Origin of the sequence: Sphingobium baderi (assembly GCF_001456115.1) — a bacterium.
In the GTDB taxonomy this organism is placed as follows: Bacteria; Pseudomonadota; Alphaproteobacteria; order Sphingomonadales; family Sphingomonadaceae; genus Sphingobium; species Sphingobium baderi_A.
Genome location: NZ_CP013264.1, coordinates 1,731,753 through 1,753,368, shown reverse-complemented (window position 1 = coordinate 1,753,368; position 21,616 = coordinate 1,731,753). Strand labels below are relative to the sequence as shown.

Sequence of the window (21,616 nt, the reverse complement as noted above, 5' to 3'; positions counted from 1 at the left end):
CGGGTCTGCCGGAGGCGTTTGGTTGTGAGTCACGCTGCCATATCGATGTTGCTCGCGGCAGCATAATATTGATCTTCAGCTTCGGCGGGCGGGATGTTGCCGATGGGCTCCAGCAGTCGACGATGGTTGAACCAGTCGACCCATTCCAGCGTGGCATACTCGACCGCTTCGAAGCTGCGCCACGGTCCACGCCGGTGGATCACCTCCGCTTTGTAGAGGCCGTTGATCGTCTCGGCCAAAGCGTTGTCGTAGCTGTCGCCGACGCTGCCTACCGACGGCTCGATCCCGGCCTCGGCGAGGCGCTCGGTGTATTTGATGGACACGTATTGCAACCCACGATCGCTATGATGGATCAGGCCTCCCCGATGGGTCGGACGGCGATCGTGAAGCGTCTGTTCCAGGGCGTCGAAGACGAAGCTGACATGGGCCGTCCTGCTGGCCCGCCAGCCGATGATCCGCCGAGCATAGGTATCGCGGTGATCGTCAATGAACGCGATCATCGCCGGAACGGGCGGTCGAGCTCCGCCTGAGCAAAATATGCTGACGCCTTGTGCAGAATCTCGTTGGCCTGCCGCAGCTCACGGACCTCGCGCTCCAGCGCCTTCACCTTGTCGGCAACCTCGGTCGGGACACCGGCGCGCTTGCCGCTGTTCACCTCAGCCTTCTTCACCCACTCATGCAGCGTCTGCGGAACGCAGCCGATCTTCTCCGCGATCGAAACCACCGCAGCCCAGCGAGAGGGGTAATCGCGCTCGTGATCGGCCACCATCCGCACCGCCCGTGCGCGAACCTCGGGTGCAAACTTGTTCGTTGTCTTGCTCATACAGGCTCCACCTTCTCAGGAGTTGGAGCCTCCGGCAAACCCGGCGCGGTTCAAACCCCTGACTGATGGAAAAGTCCAGCAGAAGAGGACTAATGGGCCGCAGCATGCAGCCTATTTATCCGAAATATTAAAACTTTTCCAAGCGGGCTTAGTCAATTTCGGCAGCGCGCCTATCTGGTCGATACTCGATATTGACCCGCCCAATATGCGCCTACAAGGCTTCGGTGTTCACCTCTATGACCTAATGGTACTCAGCGATATTCCAGATAGTGACCTCGACCCGATACGTTTGGTTTTTTCTCACGGTCAGTCAGACAGTCCATTGCCATCTTAGGCGCTGATGAATGTAAGACCGCTCTATCGGCGTTTCTGTTCCTCCGACCTTCGATCGCGAGCAGGGCCGGCAGAGTATCATGAACTCCAGAATTGGTGGACCTCGCCAACCGGGGGAGATAGATCGATTCTATGGATATGCGGTTCAACCTGATCAAACGTGATCTGTTTCAGATCAAGGTGATGATGTACGCGACAATCGTGCTTACGGTGATAGCGTTACTGAACTCCTGACATTGCGCTACCCTGGCTTGGTAGAATGCTCATGCTCCGCACTTATGTCCCAGATGAGGGCGCATACAGGAACGACAAGTCCAGCCCCGCATAGCCGATCTTCTCGACATATTCGGCATGATGATCCGGGTTGCCAGGATCGCCATAGTTGTCACTGACTGCCTTACCGGAGGGCGACCAGCCCGTCACGGCCAATAGGGTCTCAGCAGGCGCTTTCGCCCGGCGTAGGGCATCGCGGACATTGTGTCGCAAGGAGTAAAGCGACTGCCGCTCCTCCAGCGTCATGGCAACAGGCAGGAACTGCTCGTTGAACCGCTTGACCGGATACCAGGCGAGATTGCCATATTTATTCGGCTTCAGGGTCGGGAACAGGCGCGCGGATGCACTTTGCTGCTTCTGCCGGTCCACGAACTGAAGGAAGCCGATCCGTATCAGTTCGGAGTGAATTGGAACTCTTCTGCGGCTGGCTTGGGTCTTGAGGCTGTTTCCGACCTTTTCGTCGGTCATGGACACATACCAGATGCCCATCGGTGTCCGGGCGATATCATCGACGTGAAGCTGGCATATCTCATTGGGCCGGGCACCGCTGAACAGCATCAGCAGCGGCAGCCAGAAGCGCCAGTCGCGATCCTTTCCAGTATAGGGCTTCGTGGCCCCCGGTGCACAGGAACGGTAGAAGCTGCTGCCCATGAAAAACTCGCGCAGTTGCTGGTCCGTCCACGGCCTGCGCTTCTCGGCAGCAGTTACACCATCCTTCTTCAGCGGCTTGACCTCCTCGGCAGGATTGGACGTCAGATATTTCTTCCGCACCGCTACCTTCAGCATATCCCGCAGGATTTCCAGATAATGCGCCTGCGTGGAGGAGGAGAGACCGGGCTTGCCGTCCTTCTTCGCGCGTTCGATCGCCGCACCAAGAGGTAGGCCCGGATAGAGCTTGGTGCGATTCGACGGCATCTGCGCGAGCAGGCTCCGCACCCGCTGCACGACATCATCATCTATCGCATGGACCGGCATCTGCCCGTCGATCATCTCGCACAAGACGGCCACGCTGGCCTTGATCTTGTCCAGTCGCTTCGTGCTGACCCCGTTGAGATGATAGTCCTCTTCCTTCTCGGCCAGATAGGTCTGGGACAGTTCCTCCAGCGTCACGCTGGCCGGTCGTGCCGGATCGAACAGGCTGTCATAATAGGGGCGGTCATAGCGGTCAGCATAACGATCCAGCCTGCGGCGACAGAGTTCGATGAGGCCGCGTCGGACAATTTCCTCGAACTTGGCCGCTTTCGACAGGTCGGGGATATCCGCGCCGATCTGGTCCAGCAGTCTTTGCCCAGCGCGGCCTATCAGTTCATGCTGGCGCGGATCGGCGGGGTTGGTGAGGATGCCTAGCTCATATTCCGCGTCGGCTTGCCCTTCCTTCAGGCTGGCCCGGTCTACCGGAGGTTCCTGGAGCAATTTATTTGCGGCCTGGCGATCCATGACGGCGATCATCGAACGAATATGCTCGGTCAGCGTCGCCAGCGGTAGCACGGGATGTTTCGATCCTTTACCCGAACCGATCCCTTCCTTCTCGGCCGCCATGAACAAAGCGTCCGAGTTCAGGTCATGGATGGTGCGAAGCCGCTTCGCTTCGGTAAGGCTGGACGTTCCCAACGACTGCTTGATGAACTGCTTTCCGATGGCCGCAACGAGCGCCTTGGGCACACGCCGGAAATAATACCAGACGCCGCCGCGCTTTTGCAGATGAAGGGTTTCCGCCACGTCTTTCATGCCCTGCTGTATACCATTGGTGTGACCAAATGGCAGGCATAAGTGGCTGATTTTCTAGCTAACCGCCCATAATCAAGGCGTTAGAAGAGAAATGGTGGAGCCGAGGGGGATCGAACCCCTGACCTCGTCATTGCGAACGACGCGCTCTCCCAGCTGAGCTACGGCCCCAAGGAGCGCAGCCTATAAGCGAGCCTTCCACGCCATGCAACGGTCTTTTTTGCGAGAAGAATCGGCTTCTTCCGTTGATCTCGATCAAGCCTTTGCCGCCTGCCGCGCCGCCCGTTCGGCAGGCTGGTGGAAAGAAGCGATGTTACCCCTGCGTAACGCCCGGAACGAAGGATCGCGCCGCTCATTGGTGGGATGACGGCGCTTGCAACAGGCAAGGGAAAAGCCGCCGCAACAGCAGGCAAGGAGAAGGACCATGGGTTACCAGAGCGGACGCCGCTACGGTGACGATCTTTATACCGGGCAGCCGCGCTATACCGGCGCCCGCGAGTGGCGCGATGATCGCGGCTATCGCTATGGCGCGCGGGCCCAGTTCGGCGGTGGGCGATCCTATCGTTCGGCGCCAACCGATTATGATCCCGACGAACGCGGCTTCTTCGACCGGGCGGGCGATGAAATCCGCAGCTGGTTCGGCGATGAGGAAGCCGAACGCAGACGCGACTATGATGAATATTACAACCGCCCCTATGGCGATCCGCGCGACCAGAGCAGCCGCGTGGGCTATGCTTCCACTTCGGGCAGCGACCGTTATCTGCCGGGGCGGGGCTATGCGCCTTATACCGGCGACCCTAGCGGCTTGGGCGGCGAGGATCACGGATCTCGCGTCCGCGCCTATGGACCGCAACATGATTATGGCGAGCATCACGACGCCAGCTATTATGCATGGCGCCAGCAGCGGATCGAGGAGTTGGACCGCGACTATGCCGAATATCGGCGCGAAAACCGCGAACGCTTCAACAGCGAGTTCGGGACCTGGCGCAACCGGCGGGGCGAACAGCGCCAGGCGCTGGCCCAGGTGCGCGAACATATGGAAGTGGTCGGCAGCGATGGCGAACATGTCGGCACTGTCGACAAGCTGCGCGGCGACCGCATGATCCTGACCCGGACTGACGAAGATGCAGGCGGTGTGCATCATTCCGTTCCATCCTCCTGGATCAAATCCGTCGACGCGCAGAGGGTGATATTGGAAAAGTCGGCCGATCAGGCGCAGGCCGCCTGGCGCACGGAAGGCGATAAGAACGCCTTGTTCGGAGAGCGCGATATCGACCCCGCCGCATGGAGCGGCGAAGGATTGTCGACGGACAACGCCCCCTATCAAAAGAACCGCGACCGCTGAAACCGCGGCAGGTTACGAAGGGAAGGGTCCGGTCTTTTGGCCGGACCCTTTTTCATGCCGCCAGATGAAGGCTTGCCTTTTCCGGAGCGTAAATCCCAACGCGCATCCCTGCGATCAGTCGGTCAGCGTGAAGCCGAGTTTCAGCGTGGCCTGATATTGGGTTGCGCCGTCCCGGTCGATGAAGCCGCGCACCGCGACCAGTTCGAACCAGCGGATATTGCGGAGCGTTTCCCTGGCGCGGGTCAAGCCGTTCTGGATGGCGTCATCGGTGCTCTTGCGGGATGTGCCGACGATCTCGACGAGCTTGTAGACATGGTCCTCCATCGCATCCTCTCCTTCGTTATCCTTGAGAGAAGGCTATGCCTGCCCCACCCGGCTGACAAGCGTGATATGGCCGGCTTGCCGGCGTTGCGCCGAAAAGCCCGGTCCTATCCTTGAGGCAACAGCAGCGACGAATCCCCGTAGCTGTAGAAGCGATAGCCCTGCGATATGGCGTGGGCATATGCCGCCTGCATCCGATCCCGTCCCATCAGCGCGCTGACCAGCATGAACAAGGTCGATTTGGGCAAGTGAAAATTGGTCATCAGGCCGTCCACCGCCCGGAACCGATAGCCCGGCGTGATGAAGATGCGCGTTTCGTCCTCGAACGGACGGATGACGCCATCCTCTCCCGCCGCGCTTTCCAGCAAGCGCAGGCTGGTGGTGCCCACCGCGATCAGTCGTCCGCCCCCGGCCCTCGCCGCATTCAGCCGGTCCGCAGTCGCCGCGTCGATCCGGCCCCATTCGGCATGCATCCGGTGATCGTCCGTGTCATCCGCCTTCACCGGCAGGAATGTCCCGGCGCCGACATGCAGCGTCAGGGTCTCGGTCGCGACCCCCGCTTTCGCCAGCCCCTCCATCAGTTCCGGCGTGAAATGGAGCGCGGCCGTAGGCGCGGCCACCGCCCCGTCCTTTTGCGCGAACATCGTCTGATAATCAGCCCTGTCGCGCTCATCGGTGGGGCGCTTGCTGGCGATGTAGGGGGGCAAGGGCATCCGCCCCGCCCGTTCCAGCAGCAATTCGACCGGCTCATCGCCCTCGAAGCTCAGCGTGACGCCGCCATCTTCGTCGCGAGGCCCGGCAATAGCGGTGACGCCTGCGCCGAAGTCGATCCGGTCGCCGTCGCGCACCCGCTTGGCATTGCGGAGGAACGCCTGCCATTGCCGCAGCCCCAGTCGCTTGTGCAGCGTCGCGCCGACCTTTGCCTGCCCGCGTATGCCTTCAAGCTGCGCCGGAATCACCCGCGTATCGTTGAATACCAACACGTCGCCCTTGCGGAGCAAGGCAGGCAGATCGCGCACGACCCCGTCCGCGATCGGCGCATCCCCCGCCACAAGCATCAGCCGCGCCGAATCGCGCGGAGATGCCGGGCGCAGCGCAATGCGCTCGGGCGGCAAGTCGAAATCGAACAGGTCTACGCGCATGGAAGTCGCCGCGCGGGCCGCCGCTTATGGCTGCGGTGAGGATTGCGGCTGGGCCGGGGCGGGCTGCGCGGAGGGCAGCACCGACGGCACGTTCGCCGCAGGAACAGCCGGAGCGATGGGCGCCGTCACTGGCGGTTTGCCATCGCTTTCGATCGACGCCTGCAGGATGGTCGTGGGGTTGGCGGGCGGCTCACCCGGCGCAATCGCATCGGCATATTGCATCCCTTCGATCACGCGGCCGAAGACGGTATACTTCTTGTCGAGCTGAAGCCGGGGCAGCAGCACGATGAAGAACTGGCTGTTGGCGCTGTCCTCCGACTGGGCGCGCGCCATCGACACCGCGCCGCGCACATGGGGCAGCCAGTTGAATTCCTGCTTCAGGTCCGGCAGCGTCGAACCGCCCGTGCCATCGCCCTTGGGATCGCCGCCCTGCGCCATGAAGCCGGGGATCACGCGATGGAACTTAAGGCCATTGTAAAAGCCCTGCCGCGTCAGTTCCTTGATCCGTTCCACATGCGTGGGCGCGACATCGGGACGAAGCTGAATCCGCACGCGGCCGCCAGTGGACAGGTCCAGATCCCACACATTCTGCGGATCGACCGGGATGCTGGCGGGGGGAAGTTGGGGCGTGCCGGACTGTTCCAGCGCCTTGGCGTTCTTTTCCGCGACGGCGGACATTTCCGCCTTCTTCAGTTCCTCGCCCTGTCCCTGTCCGCCGCCCTGCGCCAGAGCCGCGCCGCTGGACGCATAGAGGGCGAAACCGATCGCCACGGTCTTGAGCGCCGAAGTAAACCGCATGGATAAGCTTTCCCTAACTCTCTATTGACCGATGGCGAAGTTGCCCCCTGATAGCGCGCTCTTCGCGATTGGCAACTGAACGAAGGCTGAGCGGTGCGTTATCCGCCCTTGCGTCCCAACGCCGCGACGCGTTTTTCCACTTCCTCGCACACGGTCGGGCTGACGAATTTATGGATGGGGCCGCCGTAAAGCGCGATTTCCTTGACCAGGCGCGACGCAATCGGCTGCAACGACACGTCCGCCATCAGGAAAACAGTCTCGACGCGGCCATTGATCTGCTGGTTCATTCCCGCCATCTGATATTCATATTCGAAGTCCGCGACGGCGCGCAGACCCCGGATGATGATGCTGGCCTGCTGCGATTCGGCAAAGTCCATCAGCAGCGAGTTGAAGCCGGTAACGACGATTTCCGTATCGATACCGGCGCATTCGCGGCGCACCATATCCAGCCGCTCCTCGTCACTGAACATCGGCGATTTGGAAATATTGGTCGTGACGCCGATCACCAGCTTGTCGACCAGCTTCGCCCCGCGCCGGATGATGTCCATATGACCCAGCGTGATGGGATCGAATGTGCCGGGATAGACCCCCACCCTTTGTTTCATGCCTACCGATCCCTTTCCACGATATAATCGGCAATGGCGCACAGCAGATCAGCCCGCTTGCCGAAACCATGCAGATGCGCCTTGGCCTGATCGACCAGCAATTGCGCCTGCTCCCTCGCCCGATCGGCGCCCAGCAGGGAAACGAAGGTTTCCTTGCCCGCTGACGCATCCTTGCCCAGCGCCTTGCCCGCGGCGGCCGTATCACCTTCGACATCGAGCAGGTCGTCCGCGATCTGGAAGGCGAGGCCAATGTCGCGCGCATAGCCGTGCAGCCCCGTGCGCCCTTCCGGCGGGATGCGCGCCATGATCGCTGCGGCATCGACGCAAAAGCCGATCAGCGCCCCGGTCTTGAGATTTTGGAGCCGCGTCACGGTGGCAAGGTCGAAGCGGCTGTCTTCCGCCGCCAGATCCATCATCTGGCCGCCCGCCATGCCCGCCGCCCCGCTGGCAAGCGCAAGCGCCTTCACAAGCTCCACCCGCACGAAAGGCGCCGGGTGCGTCTGCTCGTCGGCCAATATCTCAAAGGCGAAACTTTGCAGGCAGTCACCCACCAGAATCGCGGCCGCTTCGTCATAGGCCTTGTGGACGGTCGGCTTGCCGCGCCGCATATCGTCATCGTCCATCGCAGGCAGATCGTCATGCACCAATGAATAAACATGGATGCACTCGACCGCCAGTCCTACACGCAGCGCCGATTCAGGCGAGATATTGAACAGGTCGCATGCCGCCCGCACCAGCAGCGGGCGCAGGCGCTTGCCTCCGCCGATGGCCGCATGACGCATCGCGTCATAAAGGCGCGCCCGCGCATCGTCCGGCACGGCGAGCAAAGTGTCGAAGGCACGGTCGATCGCGGCCGAAATCAGGGCGGACTGCTGGGCAATCAACGCACCTGCGGAGGCGCCGCCTCCCTTCATCCCGTCAATCCGCGCCGAAGGGCTGCGCGCCGGTGACGGCGCCGCTCGCGTCGAGCGTGAGTTTCTGGATGCGCGCCTCTGCCGCCTGCAATCGTTCCATGCACTGCTTCCGCAACGCCTCGCCCTCGCTGTAGAGCGAGATCGATTCGTCCAGCGGCACGTCTCCATTTTCCAGCCGCCGCACGATCGATTCGAGCGCGCGGAGCGCCTCCTCGAACGAAAGCGTGCTGGGGTCGGTCGGCTGCGTCATGCTCTCTTCGGCCATGGCCCTGCATTGGCCTTCACCGCCCGCGCGGTCAAGTCCGCATGGCACCCGTGGCCCCATCATGCGGCCCTGTCATGGTTCCGTCACGCTGACGCATAAGAATATAACAGGCAAATTCACTATTTTTGCGTTGACGTCACTTGTTGCAAGTGCACATAGAAGGCCCGCTATGAAATATTATCTCCCCCTGACCGCCGTCGCGGCCCTGACCTTGCTGTCGGCCTGCAACAAGAATGATGAACCCGAAGTCGTGGGCGGCCCCGCCGACCCGATGGCTTCGCAGCTTGCCAACGCCGCGCCGGTGGAACTCCCGCCGTCGGTGAAGAACAGCTTCCAGTATCGCTGCAAGGACAACAGCCTCGTCTTCGTCGACTTCCTGAGCGACGACAAGACCGCGAACCTGCGTACTGAAAAAACCGGGTCGCCGACCAAGCTGGTCGCCGCCGAAGCCGGCCAGCCGTTCGAAGCCACCGATGGCTACAAGATTGAAGGCAATGGCAAGCAGGTCACCATCACCCTGCCGGGCAAGAGCGCGCTGGGCTGCAAGGCCTGAGTCCTGAATCTCCGTGATAGCAAAAAGGCCGGACCTTTCATCGAGGTCCGGCCTTTTTATGCCCTTACGATCTGCGGATCAGTTCCGGCTCGCCCACCTCGATCGGATCGGGGCCGAAGCGATTGGCGCCACGCGTCCCACTCATGATGAAGAAAACCAGCAGGATGATACCGCCGATCAACGGCAGGAGGATCAGCAGCAGCCACCATCCGCTGCGGTCCGTGTCATGCAGCCGCCTGACCGACACCGCGAGCTGCGGGATGAACATCGCCAGCACGAACAGTCCCGTCAGCGGCCCGGCCTGGGTCCGGTAACCCGCATCGACCCACCATGGGCCATGATCGACCCACCGCTGCGTCACGTTGAGGCCCAACATGGTTTCGACGATGCTGATCACGATCGCGGCGAGGATCAGGAACAGTGCGAACATCCAATATTCCTTCGGTCGCGCCCTTCCCGAAAATCTCGCATAGCGGCGCAGCGGCAACAGCATCCATTCCATGACGGTCTCCTCCCCTTTCCAACGCACGACCATAGCATGTTTTCCACACAGGACGCCGCAAGGATTGTCTATCCGCGCCCACGCGGCTAAAGGCGCGCTCATGTCCAGCACCGCCACCCAGATCACGCCCGAAATCGTCGCCGAACACGGGCTTTCCCCGGAAGAATATGATCGCGTCCTGAATGCGCTCGGCCGGGAACCGAATCTCACCGAACTTGGCATCTTTTCGGTCATGTGGTCGGAGCATTGCTCCTACAAATCGAGCCGCATCCACTTGAAAAAACTGCCCACCGAAGGGCCACAGGTCATTTGCGGCCCTGGCGAAAATGCGGGCGTCGTCGATATTGGCGACGGGCAGGCGGCGATCTTCAAGATGGAGAGTCACAACCACCCGTCTTACATCGAACCCTATCAAGGTGCGGCGACCGGTGTGGGCGGCATATTGCGCGACGTGTTCACCATGGGCGCGCGCCCGATCGCGAACATGAACGCGCTGCGCTTCGGACGGCCCGATCACCCCAAGATGAAGCATCTCATTTCCGGCGTAGTCCATGGCATCGGCGGCTACGGCAATTGCGTGGGTGTGCCCACCGTGGGTGGCGAGGTGAATTTCCACCCCGCCTATGACGGCAACATCCTGGTCAACGCGATGACCGTGGGCGTCGCTGACACCGACAAGATCTTCTATTCGGCGGCGTCGGGCGTCGGCAACCCGATCGTCTATGTCGGGTCCAAGACCGGCCGCGACGGCATCCACGGCGCGACCATGGCCTCCGCCGATTTCGGCGATGATGCCGATGCGAAACGCCCCACCGTGCAGGTCGGCGATCCCTTCACCGAAAAGCTGCTGATCGAAGCCTGTCTCGAACTCATGGCGTCGGACGCCATCGTCGCGATTCAGGACATGGGCGCGGCAGGCCTCACCTCTTCCAGCGTCGAAATGGCGTCCAAGGGCGGCGTCGGCCTGCTGCTCGACATGAATAAGGTGCCGCAACGCGAAACCGGCATGAGCGCCTATGAAATGATGCTGTCGGAATCGCAGGAGCGCATGTTGATGGTGCTCCAGCCCGGCAAGGAAGCCTTTGCCGAAGCCATCTTCCGCAAGTGGGAACTGGACTTCGCGGTCATCGGCGAAGTCACCGATACGGGCCGCATGGTCCTCGTCCACCATGGCGAAACGGTGTGCGACATTCCGCTCGCCCCGCTGGCCGACGACGCGCCGCTTTATGACCGCCCCGCCATGCCGAAGGACGAATATAAGGCATGGTCCGGCGTTCAGCCGCTGGGCGACATTCCGGCGTCCGACATCGGCGCGGACCTCGTGAAGTTGATGGGCAGCCCCGACATCGCGTCGCGCCGCTGGATCTGGGAGCAATATGACCACATGGTCGGCGCCGACACGGTGCAGCGTCCCGGCGGCGATGCGGCAGTTGTGCGCGTCCACGGCTCGCAAAAGGGAATCGCGATCAGCACCGACTGCACCCCGCGCTATTGCTATGCCGATCCCTATGAGGGCGGCAAGCAGGCCATCGCAGAATGCTATCGCAACATTACGGCAGTCGGCGCGACACCGCTCGCCGTCACCAATTGCCTCAACTTCGCCAATCCGCAGCGGCCGGAAATCATGGCGCAGTTCACCGGCTGCCTGGAAGGCATGGGCGACGCCTGCCGCGCGCTCGACTTCCCAATCGTGTCAGGCAATGTCAGCCTCTATAATGAGTCCAAGGCAACAGGCGGCGGCTCTGCCATCCTGCCCACGCCCGCCATCGGCGGAATCGGGTTGCTCAAGGACATTGACGTCATGGCGACCGTCGCCTTCAAGGCGGAAGGCGACGCCATCTGGCTGATCGGCGCAGAAGGCACGCATCTGGGTCAGTCCATCTGGCTGCGCGAAATAGCGGGCCGGGAAGCGGGCGAAGCGCCCAAGGTCGACCTCAAGGCGGAACGCGCCAACGCCGAAACCGTCCGCGCGCTCATCGCGGAAGGCAAGGTCACGGCGGTCCATGACATTTCCGACGGCGGCCTTCTGGTCGCAGTCGCGGAAATGGCGTTGTCCGGCAATATCGGCGCGGAACTGAGCGCGAATCTCACGACCGCCACCGCATTCGGCGAGGATCAGGGCCGTTACATCGTCACCGCACCCGAAGGCACCGCCATCCCCGGCGCGACCCGCATCGGCACCTGCCAAGGTGATAAGATTGTGGGCGTGACGCTGGACGCCCTACGTGGGGCGCATGAAGGCTTCTTCCCGAACCTGATGGATGCGGAACTGTAAGGACGGAGGGGAGCTTTCCTCCTTTCACCAACTCATGTTTTGATGAGGCGGGGATGTTCGAAAGCGACCAGTTTCGGCTATTCCGGACACCCGTATCGACAAGCTCAGTGGTTACTCAGGATGAACGGGGTGAGGAAAGCTGCCGTTCCGCAATCCATCCGTCCCAGATCCGCGCGACGATGATGCTGCATCAGGCGCCCGAGCGCGTTACGCGTCCGAAGAGCACCTGATAGCCATCATCCCCGCCCTGCGCCTCAAAGGCGGCCATCACGCGTCGCAAATCACTGGGGTTTAACGGTTTTCTTCCCTCGCTCGGTACTACTGCGCCGATGCCCTTGAGGTGTGCGATCAATCCCATGGCGCCTCCGCAAGGCAGCGCATATTCCTCGTCAAAAGCAAAGGCATCGCCAAAGGGCGTCAGAATCGCGCGCAAATCGTTCAGATCGAGATAGTCCGGCACGCCCGCCGCCAGTCCGCACGCCGCATGGGCGGCACGCCACCGGGCGAAACTGCCCCGCCCCATCGTGGAGAAGATCAAGCTTCCCCCCGGCCGGAGTAACCCCGCCAGCCGTCCGACCGCCCCTCCCAGATCGTCGAACCACTGGAAGGCGAGGCTGGAGAGGATAAGATCGAACCATTCGCCATCGAACGCCGGAATCTCCCCATCCATCGGCAGGAAGGTTCCCGCGACCAAACCGCCCGCCGAGGCCCGTGCTAGCATTTCGGGCGACAAATCCGTCGCCACCAGTTCCGCGCCGGGCCAGCGCGCCTGAATATCCCGCGTCAGGAAGCCCGTGCCGCAGCCGATCTCCAATATGCGCTCAACACCGGCGGGCTTCTGCCGCTGCGCCAGATCCGCGACCAGCGCCGCCGCCAGCCGCTGCGGCCCGGCATGATCGTCATAGCGCGCCGCAGCCGCGCCGAACGCATCGCTTATCCGTTGCTTGCGGCCCATGTTCATGGCTAGTCGCATGGCAGAGCCTTCCGCGCTTTGCCAGCTTCTTTACCAAGCCAAACTCTTTACAAGGACCGTTGATGACTGCGCCTTCCTCCCGCCTCCTTTCGATGGACGTGCTGCGCGGCTGCGCGGTCATGGGCATCCTCTGGATGAACATCACGGCCTTCGCCCTGCCCCAACCCGCCTATTTCAATCCGGCGGTATCGGGTCCGCTTTCGGCCAGCGATGTCGCTTTCTGGGCAGTCGGCTTCCTGTTCTTTGACGGCAAGATGCGCGGTCTCTTCGCCCTGCTGTTCGGCGCGTCCATGCTGCTGCTGATCGACCGGGAGGAAATGGCCGGACGCGATGGCCGCCGTGCCCAGATGGTGCGGGCCGCATGGCTGTTTCTGTTCGGCCTCGCCCATTATCTGCTGCTCTGGTGGGGCGACATATTGATGACCTATGCGATCGTGGGGCTGGTTGCTCTGTTGTTTATCCGGCACGAGCCGTTGTCGCTGGTGAAATGGGCGTTTCTCTTCTTCCTGCTCCATTTCCTGCTCTGCGTCGCTTTTCTGCTCAGCCTTTATAGCTGGTCCCACGCGGCATCTGCGCCCGGAACCGCCGCCGATATCCGCGACGGCTTCACTCATTTCATCGCGCCCTATTCCGATCCGCGCAGCGCCGCCGTCCATGCCGAGACCGCAACTTACCGAAGCGGATTCGTCGATATCGTCCGGCATCATCTGGCGGGCTATCCGGGCCAGTGGTTCTGGTCGTTCCTGTTCACCGCGCTCGAAACATTGGGCTTCATGCTGCTGGGCATGGCGATGCTGAAGGGTGGTTTCCTGACAGGACGCTGGAGCGCGGAGCAATATTGGCGGACGGCGCGGCATTGTTTCCTGATCGGCCTACCACCCATGGCCGCGCTGGCCCTGTGGGTGGTCCTCAGCCGATTCGCGGCGCTTCCGGCGTTGGGCAGCATGATGGCCTGGTCCTTCCCCTTTCGCATTCCGCTGACGGTGGGATGGGCGGCGCTGATCCTGTGGCTTCTCGCCGGGCGCGGCCAAAGCCGAATCACGTCCGCCATCGCCGCCGCCGGGCGCATGGCGTTCAGCAATTATCTGGGCACCAGCCTGGTGATGACAGCGATCTTCTATGGCTGGGGCCTTGGCCTGTTCGGGCAGGTCCGGCCCGCCGCCCTGCCCCTGTTCGTGCTGGGGGGATGGGCCGTCATGCTGCTGTGGTCGCCGCTCTGGCTGAAGCGATTCGGTTCCGGGCCGCTGGAATGGCTGTGGCGCAGCCTCGCCAAAGGACGGCTGCAAAAGATTCGCAAAAACATCTGATGGGACTATTGCGACCTATTATCATCTGCGCTATCTGCTTGGTCAGGAGTGCGAGACATGGTCGTTTGCGTTTGTAATGCCATTCGGGAAAAGGATCTGAAGGACGCCGTGCGCGATGGCGCGGATACGCCATGCAACGCCTATGCCCGTTTCGGCCGCCGCCCCAAATGCGGCCAGTGCGTTTCCTTTGCCCGCACCATCATCGCCGCAGAGCGGGCCACCGCTTAAAAGCATTGCGAGGCAGGTGCATGAATAGCCGTCTTCCAATCGCAAACCCGAAGCAATAGCCTTACAAAAAATGGCGGATTTTCAAGGGTTTTTGGCTTAACAACCAGTCCCTATCGCCTTATAATGCCCGGCACTTTCCAATAACCGGAGCATTCCCCCCATGAAGGGCGATCCCAAAGTCATCGATTATTTGAACGAGGTTCTCAAGAACGAGCTGACCGCGATCAATCAATATTTCCTCCATTATCGCATGCTCGATCATTGGGGCATCAAGAAGCTCGCCAAGTTCGAATATGAAGAGTCGATCGACGAGATGAAACATGCCGACAAGGTGGCGGAACGCATCCTGTTCCTTGACGGCCTGCCTAATTTCCAGTTGCTTGGCCGCCTCAAGATCGGCGAAACGGTGGAAGAAGTGCTCAAGTCCGATCTCGAACTGGAATATGAGGCTCTGCCGACGCTCAAGGATGGCATCGCTTATTGCGAGTCGATCCGCGACTATGTGTCGCGCGATCTGTTTCAGTCCATCCTTGAAAGCGAGGAAGAGCATATCGACACGCTGGAAACGCAGTTCGAGATGATCGATCGGATGGGCCTGCAAAACTACATCCAGTTGCAGAGCGAGGCCGCCGAGGGATAACGGAAACACTCAAGCGGTGCCGATGGCGGTAATGATAAGGTAGCCAACCCCTCTCCTTTGGGGAGAGGGGTGCAAAGATTTGGCAGCGTGCCGCTTAGCATAGCGGGGTGAGGGCATGCGATCCGCAGGATCGCAGCTCTGGTAGCCTCCCTTCTAAATCAACGACTCCAACAGCCCGATCAGCGGCAGGTCGGCGGGCGGCATGTCCAGCGCATACATCTGCGCTGGGCGCGCCCATTTGAGCGCCGTGGCATGGCGGGCTTCGGGCACGCCATGCCATTTACGGCACACATAGAGCAGCAGCAACAGATGGCGCTCCCCCAGCGGCGCGCTCGCGAAGGTCGCGGGGGCCAGGCAGCTTGCATGGGTGCTGATGCCCAGTTCCTCCTCCAATTCCCGCACCAGCGCTGCTTCGGGCGTTTCCTGCGGCTCCACCTTTCCGCCGGGAAATTCCCACAGGTTCGGCAGGGACGTGTGAGGCGGCCGCTGTTGCAGGAGCACGCGTCCGTCCGCATCGACCAGCGCCGCGGCCACAACCAGGAGGGGAGAAATCTGCATCATAGGGTCCAACGAAAGGGCTTTGTTAACCGCGCCTCCTTTACACAGCCAGCCGGGACTGTCTGCAACGGACTGGAATGTAAATGCGGGGGCTGATCGACATTATTGCCCGATGTGCCCTGGCGCAATGCCAGCGCGGCGCGACGGCGATCGAATATGCACTGATCCTTGCGTTTATTTTTCTCGCAATTGTTTCCGCCGTCAGTCAATTCGCGAGCGGGTCCATCGCAATGTGGAATCATGTGGCGGAAGAAGTTAATCCCCACTAACCATCAATATTTGACAAAATGGACTTGTCATTAAGTTTTTCTCAACCGAACTCCCTTAAATCGGGACCTGCTTATCTTCCGGTCAAAGAAGACAAGCCGGGTAGTTGAACGATTTCTCTGGGTATGGAGACAAAACATGCAGTTTATTCGCAAGATGCTGAAGAATGAAGAAGGCGCGACTGCCATTGAATATGGTCTGATCGCTGCTCTGATCGCCGTTGCCGCCATTGGCGCGATGACCTCGCTGGGCAGCAGCCTGAAAACTACCTTCAATACGACCTCTGATGCGCTCAACGAAGGCGTTGCTGCTGGTCAGTAATAGCTGCAAACGGCAATTCGCCGCTTCAATCGGGAAAGGCAGGGGAAGCAATTCCCCTGCCTTTTCTTATGCACCACTACCGTCAAACAACAATCTTCACCCGCTGCCCCGGCCGCAGCACCGATTGCGCGGTCAACGCGTTGATCGTCAGGAACCGTTCCAGCGGAAAGTCGGAATAGGCCATCCGCTTCGCCAGCGACTGCACGGTGTCGCCCGCCTTTACAGTGACAACCTCCACCCGGCGCGGCCTGATCGCGGCGGCGTCCTGCGCGGACAGACGCTGCACCGACTGCACCATGGACGCGAACGGCCCCACGCCCTGCCCCGCGCCGGTCAGCAGCAGGAAATGATAGGCTTTGCCGCCCCCGAAATCATAAGCGAACACCGTCGCGTCGACTTGCCCCGACTGCGTATTGGCCCGCACCGTGCGCCATGCCGCGGGCAATCCGTTGACCGTGGTGCGGCTGACATCGCCTGCCGGCGCTTTCCCGCCGCCCAGCCTGGCGAGCACGGCGTCGATATAGGCGGCCAGATTACCCGAATAGGATGCGCTGCTGAATTGCGCCTGCCCGCTCGATCCCGCGACGGTCACGGCGCTCCCGCCATTTTCCATACCGAAACCGGATGGTGCGGTAAAAGCGAGGCGCATGTCGGGGTGGCGGAAGCGGCTGCCTTCGATCACGCCCTGCTTGGGATCGTCGCCATAAAGCACGCCATCCACCGCATTCAGGAAGGCGTCGCGATTGCGGACGGTGCCAGTGGAGCCACTGCGCTGTGCTTCCCGCGCGGCGCGGCCGACGCGGGATGCCGGGTCGGGGTGCGTGCTCGCCCATTCCGGCATGGAACCCGCATTGCCCGTCACACGGCTGTCCAGGCTGCTCTGCGCGGCGAGCGAGGCCAGCATATCGGACAGGGCGCGCGGATCATAGCCGCCCGACGCCAGATAGCGAATGCCCAGATCATCCGCCTCATATTCCTGCGAGCGGGAGAATTTGAGCGTCAGCAACTGGCTGCCCGTCCCGATCCCCTTTTGCAGCAGGCCGCCAATCGCCGAATCGCCCAGCAGCGCGCCCGTCAGAACCTGAAGCAAGGCGCCGCCCACGGCGTTGCGCTGGGCCGTTTTCTGCCGCCGCTGGCCGTGCTGGGCGGCAACATGGCCGATTTCATGGCCGAGCACGCCCGCCAATTCCGCCTCGTCGTTCATCAGGGCCATGAGCTGGCGGGTGACGTAGACATAGCCGCCGGGGATCGCGAAGGCGTTGTTCACCGGCGAATTGAGCAACGTGACGGTAAAGTCGCTCTGCGCGTTGGAAAGACCCGACTGGACGGCGATGCGGCGGCCCACGCCCTCCACATATTTCGCCTGCGGTCCCGCATAGGCGCCGCCGAACTCTTCCAGCAGTTGCGGATGCTGCTTCGCGCCTGCTTCCTTTTCCTGCGGGTTGATCGAAGATACGGTGCGGATGGCGCGCTGCTGCCCGATCACGGATGGCGCGGCGGCCATGGCCCCCACCAGCGTCAGCGTTCCTGTTGCGGCGCAAGTCCAGACATATCGTTTCTTCACAGCTAACAGCCCCTTTCCGCTCTCATGATGGCGGAACGATAAAGGACTGTCACTGTTTCCGGAAGGGTGAGGTAAACGCGATGCCAATCCTCTGAGAGGGAACTGACGGAGGCGTATCTCCGCTATCGAGAGGGCACTACCCCTCCACCACCGCTTCGCGGCGGTCCCCCTTCCTTGAAGAACGGATTTAGGCGCCGATGGCTAGGAACTTGTCGGCGCGGTCCGTGCGTAGCGCCGCGGCATCCATGCCGGACAAGGCATCCAGTTCCTCGCCTATCGCGGCGGCGAGGTTGGCGACGGCGGCGGCCGGCTCGCGGTGCGCCCCGCCCAGCGGTTCCGGCACGATGCGGTCGATCACGCCCAGCGCATGCAGATGCTGCGCCGTGACTTGCATGGCGGTGGCGGCGTCGCTTGCCTTGTCGGCAGTGCGCCACAGGATCGAGGCGCACCCCTCGGGCGAAATCACCGAATAGACCGCATGTTCAAACATCAGGACGCGATTCGCGGCCGCCAACGCCACAGCCCCGCCCGATCCGCCTTCACCCACGACAGCGGCCACCATCGGCACGCCAAGGGCAAGACATTGTTCGGTGGAGCGGGCGATGGCTTCGGCCTGCCCGCGCTCCTCCGCCTGCACGCCGGGGAATGCGCCGGACGTATCGACCAGCGTGACGACCGGTAGGCCAAAGCGGTCCGCAAGCTGCATCAGGCGGATCGCCTTGCGATAGCCTTCCGGTTTGGCCATGCCGAAATTATGGCGAACACGGCTGGCGGTATCGTCGCCCTTTTCATGGCCGATCACGACGACACGCCGCTCGCCCAGCGTGGCAAGGCCGCCCAATATCGCCTGATCGTCGGCAAAGGCGCGGTCCCCCGCCAGCGGCATGAAATCGTCGAACATGCCCGCGACATAATCCTTGAAATGCGGGCGCTCGGGATGACGTGCAACCTGCGTCTTCTGCCACGGCGTCAGCTTGGCGTAGCTGTCCGCCAGCATCTTGGCAGCGCGCTGCTCCAACTTGTCGATTTCACCATCTATGTCGATGTCGCCCACATTGGCGGTGGCGCGCAGTTCGATGATGCGGGCCTCAAGCTCCGCGATCGGCTTTTCAAATTCCAGAAAGCTTACCATGGGCGAAGGCGTTAAGGCGCAGAGGCTTCGCCGTCAACGCGCCGATGGGCCATCGTCGCCAAAGGATGGCGGCTGTTGACCAGTTCGACCAGTCGGCGGCTGTCGACATGAGTGTAAATCTGCGTGGTGCCGATGTCAGCATGGCCCAGCATGGATTGCAGCGCGCGCAGGTCCGCCCCGCCTTCCAGCAAATGTGTGGCGAAGGCGTGGCGCAGAACATGGGGGCTTACCCGATCCGGCGCGATCCCGGCGGCGGCGGCCAGCGCCTTGATCAGTTGATAGAGGCGGATGCGGCTCAAATGGCTCTTGCCGGAGGGAAACAGCCAGGGGCTGTCCGCGGGCACATGGGCCAGCCATGCGGCGACCGCTGCCCGCGCCCGGTCGGAGATCGGGACAAGCCGCTCCCGCCCGCCCTTGCCTTTGAGGATCAGAAAGGGCCTGTCCGTCGCCAGCGCGCGGCGTGGCAGCGACACCAGTTCGGTGGCGCGCAGGCCGGAGCCGTAGAGCAGTTCGATCAGCGCGGCGAGCCGCAGGTCGAGCGGCGAAGGATGTGAAACTGCGATTCGTTCTTCAATCTGGTGGAATAGCCTTTCGACATCCTGCACGGAGATAATTTTCGGCAGCGGACGGCGCGTGACCGGGCGAGGAAGGCTGGCGGACGGATTATCGCGCCGCAGCCCCTCTTCTTCCAGAAAGGCGTAGAAAGCGCGCAGAGCCGACGCTTTTCGCGCAACCGAGGACGCAGCAAGTTCCGCCCAGGCCTCCGGCAATGCGGCCAGCCGCTCCGCGTTCGCCTCCGCAAGACCACCCGCGATTCGCCCCGCTCCTTCCAGATCGGTGCGATAGGCCAGCAGCGTGTTGCGCGAAGCCCCCCGTTCCGCCGCCATCATTTCCAGAAAGCGGTCGATCAGGACGGCGTCGTCATTCATGGATCAGGCGCGGGTCAGCGCTTCCGCCGCGATCATCCGTGCTTCGGGATCCAGCCCCACACGATGCAATGCGGCGACGATGTGGAACAGATGACCGGGCGGCAGACGTCCCCATTCCGCCGCCTGCATGCCGACAGCGGCGAGCAGGGCAACGGTTCCCTTCTCTCCCCGCTGGGCCGCGGCCCCGATCGCCCTTGCCCACCGGCTGTTAGCGGCAAGGGTGAAGCCATTATCCTGCGCCAGCGCGGCAGCATCGGATGATGAAAGCCGCGACAGGCCCGCCAAGGCGGCGACAAGCAGACCTCCACGCGCGGGACCGGCGTCGTCGATAAAGCCGGACACGCGGCTCTGGCTGACTTCGACAAGCGCACTGGGCGCGCCGACAGCGAGCAACGCCCAAAGATCGGACGCGCCATCGCCATCCAGCGTTCCCGCCGCGCGCGCCCAGAGCGCTGCATTGCGATCATATCCCGCCGTCAGCATCGCCGCGACCAGGCTGGCCGCATCGCGCGCTTCCACCTGCGCGACGGGCAGTGCCGCCGCCGCCCGCGCGGTGGCGATCAGGCCGACATAATCAGGCCGCGCGCTGTCCTGCCAGATGGTGTGCATCCCCTGCAACCGGGCGGCGACGGTCGGCCCTCCATAAGCGGCGCGCAAGGCGTCGACCCTGTCGCCAAGCGCAGCCGGCGCATCGCCTTCCGCGCCCAACTCGCTGTAAAAGCCGACCAGCGCCCGGCTCGAAAACACGCCAAGGCGCGCCGCCATATCCGCGCCCGGCTGACGCCGAACCACGGAGAGAGCAGGCGCGCGCGCTTCCCACGCCCGAACATGCGGCCCAACCGTCGCATAGAGATTTGCCGGGATTTCGACATTCAGCGCCGTCGCGAGACCGAACCGCCACGCTGTCAGCCGGTCGATCCCGTCCCATTCGATCTTCACTGACCGGCGGGCGTTGAATCCGGTGCCGACCATCTTTTCCGCCAGCCGATAGTCGATCCCACGCACGATACCGCGACGCCGCGTCTGGTTGAGCGCACCGCTGGCCGACCCCTGATCACCGGAAAGCGCCGCGCAGATCGCCCGGGTCATGTCCCAACCTGGTTCCTTGCTGACCTTCAGCGCGCCCGCAGACAGCGGGCACAGTCCCGCCGGGTCCGCCGTCGCCAGATAGGTCTGCATGGCGACCGCATAGAGGCGCGGCGTGAAGCGGTCCGCATCCACGCTCTGCACCAGCAGGCGAGCGCTGTCGGCCTCCCCCATACGCAGCAACAGCCAGGCGCGTTCCGCCACCCAGTCCGCGCCGTCGATGCCGCGCGGGGTATCCGTCGCGGTCAGCAGCGTCCGGCGCAGCAGAATGGAACCCCAGCGCGACACGATCGGCGCGCGCGTCTCCTTCATCAAAATAGCGAGGAACTGGCCGGATTCCGATCCGAACGCATCAGGCTCCAGTCCCAATGTCTGCGGCGTCAGCGGGCCAATGCGATCCAGCGAGCGGCGGGCGCTTTGCGGGAGATCATATTTCGCCTTCTGGGCAGCGAGTTCCGCTGCGCTCAGTTCTTGCGCCGCGCTGTTGTTCGCCGTCGCCTCATCCGGGAGGGTTAGGGAAAGAGCGGGCGGCGGTGTCGCGGGGGCAGGCGTGGCCGGTGAAGGCGATGAGGCGCATCCGGGTTGCGATGGCGAGGGTGCAGGCGAGGTCGGCGCGTCGCCAAAACCCGGAGGCAGCAAGGATTCAGGCGCATCCTGCGCCACAACCGGCAGAGCCAGCGCAAGGGCAAGCGTACCCAGCGTCCACTTCGCATTCCCCCGACGACACGGCATCGGCT

At 62.5% G+C, this 21,616-nt stretch carries 22 protein-coding genes, 1 tRNA gene, 1 pseudogene and 1 other annotated feature; of the genes and pseudogenes, 8 read left to right on the top strand and 16 right to left on the bottom strand.

The features are described 5' to 3' along the window. Window positions 1–29: 29 nt before the first annotated feature. The 3 genes and pseudogenes from ATN00_RS22825 to ATN00_RS08765 all read right to left on the bottom strand — a co-directional run bounded on the left by ATN00_RS22825 (window position 30) and on the right by ATN00_RS08765 (window position 3,325). Window positions 30–823, bottom strand: a pseudogene (locus ATN00_RS22825) (transposase). Next, window positions 434–542, bottom strand: a sequence feature (AL1L pseudoknot). Its footprint overlaps the pseudogene before it by 109 nt. A 609-nt stretch (window positions 824–1,432) precedes the next feature. Further along, window positions 1,433–3,148, bottom strand: a complete 1,716-nt coding sequence (locus ATN00_RS08770; RefSeq protein WP_156415246.1) for a site-specific integrase — start codon at window positions 3,146–3,148, stop codon at window positions 1,433–1,435. 101 nt (window positions 3,149–3,249) lie between these two features. Further along, window positions 3,250–3,325: transfer RNA gene (locus ATN00_RS08765), tRNA-Ala, on the bottom strand. 253 nt (window positions 3,326–3,578) lie between these two features. Between ATN00_RS08765 and ATN00_RS08760 the strand changes: the two genes are divergently transcribed. Further along, entirely contained in the window at window positions 3,579–4,499 is a 921-nt protein-coding gene (locus ATN00_RS08760; protein WP_062063987.1) for a DUF2171 domain-containing protein, read from the top strand. A 114-nt stretch (window positions 4,500–4,613) separates the two neighbouring features. Here ATN00_RS08760 and ATN00_RS08755 read toward each other — a convergent pair whose 3' ends face one another. From ATN00_RS08755 to ATN00_RS08730, 6 genes are all read right to left on the bottom strand, one after another. Continuing rightward, on the bottom strand, window positions 4,614–4,823 hold the full coding sequence (locus tag ATN00_RS08755) for a dodecin (RefSeq protein WP_062063986.1): 210 nt from the start codon (window positions 4,821–4,823) through the stop codon (window positions 4,614–4,616). A 104-nt stretch (window positions 4,824–4,927) separates the two neighbouring features. After that, the gene (queA, locus tag ATN00_RS08750) at window positions 4,928–5,962 is read right to left on the bottom strand and encodes a tRNA preQ1(34) S-adenosylmethionine ribosyltransferase-isomerase QueA (protein ID WP_062063984.1); all 1,035 of its coding nucleotides are present in this window, start codon (window positions 5,960–5,962) and stop codon (window positions 4,928–4,930) included. 24 nt (window positions 5,963–5,986) lie between these two features. After that, window positions 5,987–6,760, bottom strand: a complete 774-nt coding sequence (locus ATN00_RS08745) for a peptidylprolyl isomerase (RefSeq protein WP_062063982.1) — start codon at window positions 6,758–6,760, stop codon at window positions 5,987–5,989. Window positions 6,761–6,858: 98 nt separating this feature from the next. Beyond that, entirely contained in the window at window positions 6,859–7,365 is a 507-nt protein-coding gene (gene coaD, locus ATN00_RS08740; RefSeq protein ID WP_062063980.1) for a pantetheine-phosphate adenylyltransferase, read from the bottom strand. 2 nt (window positions 7,366–7,367) lie between these two features. Next, window positions 7,368–8,279: a polyprenyl synthetase family protein gene (locus ATN00_RS08735; RefSeq protein ID WP_062063978.1), complete on the bottom strand. Its 912-nt coding sequence runs from the start codon at window positions 8,277–8,279 to the stop codon at window positions 7,368–7,370. A 4-nt stretch (window positions 8,280–8,283) separates the two neighbouring features. Beyond that, window positions 8,284–8,544: an exodeoxyribonuclease VII small subunit gene (locus ATN00_RS08730; protein ID WP_062063976.1), complete on the bottom strand. Its 261-nt coding sequence runs from the start codon at window positions 8,542–8,544 to the stop codon at window positions 8,284–8,286. Window positions 8,545–8,713: 169 nt separating this feature from the next. On the opposite strand from ATN00_RS08730, the gene ATN00_RS08725 reads away from it, so the two are divergent. Continuing rightward, window positions 8,714–9,097 carry a hypothetical protein gene (locus ATN00_RS08725; RefSeq protein WP_062063974.1) on the top strand — a complete coding sequence of 128 codons (384 nt, stop codon included), beginning with the start codon at window positions 8,714–8,716 and terminating at the stop codon, window positions 9,095–9,097. A 64-nt stretch (window positions 9,098–9,161) separates the two neighbouring features. Here ATN00_RS08725 and ATN00_RS08720 read toward each other — a convergent pair whose 3' ends face one another. Further along, window positions 9,162–9,599 carry a DUF805 domain-containing protein gene (locus ATN00_RS08720; protein ID WP_062068579.1) on the bottom strand — a complete coding sequence of 146 codons (438 nt, stop codon included), beginning with the start codon at window positions 9,597–9,599 and terminating at the stop codon, window positions 9,162–9,164. A 100-nt stretch (window positions 9,600–9,699) separates the two neighbouring features. On the opposite strand from ATN00_RS08720, the gene purL reads away from it, so the two are divergent. Then, window positions 9,700–11,874 (top strand): phosphoribosylformylglycinamidine synthase subunit PurL, encoded by a 2,175-nt coding sequence (purL, locus tag ATN00_RS08715; protein ID WP_062063972.1) that lies wholly within the window; start codon window positions 9,700–9,702, stop codon window positions 11,872–11,874. Window positions 11,875–12,064: 190 nt separating this feature from the next. Here purL and ATN00_RS08710 read toward each other — a convergent pair whose 3' ends face one another. Then, complete coding sequence (locus ATN00_RS08710; protein ID WP_062063969.1) at window positions 12,065–12,835, bottom strand: methyltransferase domain-containing protein; 771 nt, start codon at window positions 12,833–12,835, stop codon at window positions 12,065–12,067. Window positions 12,836–12,909: 74 nt separating this feature from the next. On the opposite strand from ATN00_RS08710, the gene ATN00_RS08705 reads away from it, so the two are divergent. The 3 genes from ATN00_RS08705 to bfr all read left to right on the top strand — a co-directional run bounded on the left by ATN00_RS08705 (window position 12,910) and on the right by bfr (window position 15,022). Continuing rightward, window positions 12,910–14,154, top strand: coding sequence for a DUF418 domain-containing protein (locus ATN00_RS08705; protein ID WP_062063967.1), 1,245 nt, complete (start codon window positions 12,910–12,912; stop codon window positions 14,152–14,154). A 57-nt stretch (window positions 14,155–14,211) separates the two neighbouring features. Beyond that, a complete protein-coding gene (locus ATN00_RS08700) occupies window positions 14,212–14,382 on the top strand; it encodes a (2Fe-2S)-binding protein (RefSeq protein ID WP_062063965.1) in 171 nt (56 codons plus the stop codon). A 160-nt stretch (window positions 14,383–14,542) separates the two neighbouring features. Continuing rightward, on the top strand, window positions 14,543–15,022 hold the full coding sequence (gene bfr / locus ATN00_RS08695; protein ID WP_062063963.1) for a bacterioferritin: 480 nt from the start codon (window positions 14,543–14,545) through the stop codon (window positions 15,020–15,022). Between the two features lie 153 nt (window positions 15,023–15,175). Here bfr and ATN00_RS08690 read toward each other — a convergent pair whose 3' ends face one another. Beyond that, on the bottom strand, window positions 15,176–15,583 hold the full coding sequence (locus tag ATN00_RS08690; protein ID WP_062063961.1) for a (deoxy)nucleoside triphosphate pyrophosphohydrolase: 408 nt from the start codon (window positions 15,581–15,583) through the stop codon (window positions 15,176–15,178). Between the two features lie 80 nt (window positions 15,584–15,663). On the opposite strand from ATN00_RS08690, the gene ATN00_RS08685 reads away from it, so the two are divergent. After that, window positions 15,664–15,849 (top strand): Flp family type IVb pilin, encoded by a 186-nt coding sequence (locus ATN00_RS08685; protein WP_062063959.1) that lies wholly within the window; start codon window positions 15,664–15,666, stop codon window positions 15,847–15,849. Window positions 15,850–15,985: 136 nt separating this feature from the next. Further along, window positions 15,986–16,168, top strand: coding sequence for a Flp family type IVb pilin (locus ATN00_RS08680; RefSeq protein WP_062063957.1), 183 nt, complete (start codon window positions 15,986–15,988; stop codon window positions 16,166–16,168). A gap of 82 nt (window positions 16,169–16,250) precedes the next feature. On the opposite strand, the gene ATN00_RS08675 is transcribed toward ATN00_RS08680, so the two are convergent. From ATN00_RS08675 to ATN00_RS08660, 4 genes are all read right to left on the bottom strand, one after another. Further along, entirely contained in the window at window positions 16,251–17,672 is a 1,422-nt protein-coding gene (locus ATN00_RS08675) for a M48 family metalloprotease (RefSeq protein ID WP_062063955.1), read from the bottom strand. 247 nt (window positions 17,673–17,919) lie between these two features. Then, window positions 17,920–18,864 carry an acetyl-CoA carboxylase carboxyltransferase subunit alpha gene (locus ATN00_RS08670; protein WP_062063953.1) on the bottom strand — a complete coding sequence of 315 codons (945 nt, stop codon included), beginning with the start codon at window positions 18,862–18,864 and terminating at the stop codon, window positions 17,920–17,922. Between the two features lie 11 nt (window positions 18,865–18,875). Further along, entirely contained in the window at window positions 18,876–19,793 is a 918-nt protein-coding gene (locus tag ATN00_RS08665) for a tyrosine recombinase (protein ID WP_062063951.1), read from the bottom strand. Between the two features lie 3 nt (window positions 19,794–19,796). Then, complete coding sequence (locus ATN00_RS08660) at window positions 19,797–21,611, bottom strand: hypothetical protein (RefSeq protein WP_062063949.1); 1,815 nt, start codon at window positions 21,609–21,611, stop codon at window positions 19,797–19,799. Between the last annotated feature and the right edge of the window lie 5 nt (window positions 21,612–21,616).